Source organism: Vulcanococcus sp. DEBay_Sum29NL08_54 (genome assembly GCF_017859255.1).
In the GTDB taxonomy this organism is placed as follows: domain Bacteria; phylum Cyanobacteriota; class Cyanobacteriia; order PCC-6307; family Cyanobiaceae; genus Vulcanococcus.
On sequence record NZ_JAFMNJ010000013.1, the window covers coordinates 1 to 1,254 of the forward strand.

The 1,254-nt window shown below is 63.0% G+C and carries 1 protein-coding gene; it reads right to left on the reverse strand.

Going from position 1 to position 1,254, the window contains the following annotated elements:
* Positions 1 to 1,185, reverse strand: a complete 1,185-nt coding sequence (locus tag QZ186_RS06295; RefSeq protein ID WP_010313409.1) for an NAD(P)H-quinone oxidoreductase subunit H — start codon at positions 1,183 to 1,185, stop codon at positions 1 to 3.
* Positions 1,186 to 1,254 lie beyond the last annotated feature (69 nt).

The window sequence follows — 1,254 nt, forward strand, 5'->3', positions numbered from 1 at the left end:
TTAGCGGTCAACCGAGCCCATGATCACGTCGATCGAGCCCAGGATCGCCATGATGTCGGCCACCTTGGCCCCCTTGAGGATGTGGGGAAGGATCTGCAGGTTGGTGAAGTCCGCCGCGCGGATCTTGAAGCGCCAGGGGGTCACATCGTTGTTGCCCTGCAGGAATACACCGATCTCACCCTTGCCGGATTCCAGGCGGGTGTAGAGCTCTCCGTTGGGGATCTTGAACGTGGGCGCCACTTTCTTGGCCACGATCTGATAGTCGAAGCCAGCGAATTCGCTGCCCTTGCCCTCGGCCATGCGGCGGGCTTCCAGGTTTTCGGTCGGGCCGCCGGGGATCATTTCGCAGGCCTGCCGCAGGATCTTCAGGGACTGGCGCATCTCCTCAATGCGCACGCGGTAGCGGGCGAAGCAGTCGCCTTCCTTCTCCCAGGCCACGTTCCAGTCGAAGTCGTCGTAGCACTCGTAGTGGTCGACCTTGCGCAGGTCCCAGGGCACCCCGGAGGCACGCAGCATCGGGCCCGACAGGCTCCAGTTGATCGCCTGCTCGCGGGTGATCGTGCCGAGACCCTCAATCCGCTTGCGGAAGATCGGGTTGTTGGTGATCAGCTTTTCGTATTCGTCGATCTTGGGGCCGAACCAGTCGCAGAAGTCCAGGCACTTGTCCAGCCAGCCGTAGGGCAGGTCCGCGGCAACACCACCAATGCGGAAGTAGTTGTTGTTGATCAGACGCTGACCGGTGGCTGCTTCCCAGAGGTCGTAGATCATCTCCCGCTCGCGGAAGATGTAGAAGAACGGCGTCTGGGCGCCCACGTCCGCCAGGAAGGGGCCAAGCCAGAGCAGGTGGTTGGCGATGCGGTTGAGCTCAAGCATCAACACGCGGATGTAGCTGGCCCGCTTGGGCACCGGCACGTCGGCCAGGCGCTCCGGGGCGTTGACCACGATCGCCTCGTAGAACATCCCAGCCGCATAGTCCATGCGGCTGACGTAGGGCACGAACATCACGTTCGTGCGGTTCTCGGCAATCTTTTCCATGCCGCGGTGGAGGTAGCCGATGACCGGCTCGCAATCCACCACGTCCTCACCGTCCAGGGTCACCACAAGCCGCAACACCCCGTGCATCGAGGGGTGGTGGGGCCCGAAGTTGACCACCATCGGCTCCGTGCGCGTTTCCAGCTGCGTCATGGGGCCGAGGAAGAGGGCTCGCTGGCGGGATCTTAGGAAGGAAGGGCCCGTTGCTTACACCTCCGCTGG

Coding starts and splice junctions, on each gene's coding strand:
- QZ186_RS06295 (WP_010313409.1), bottom strand. CDS start 1,185: ATGACGCAGCTGGAAACGCGCACGGAGCCGATGGTGGTCAACTTCGGG.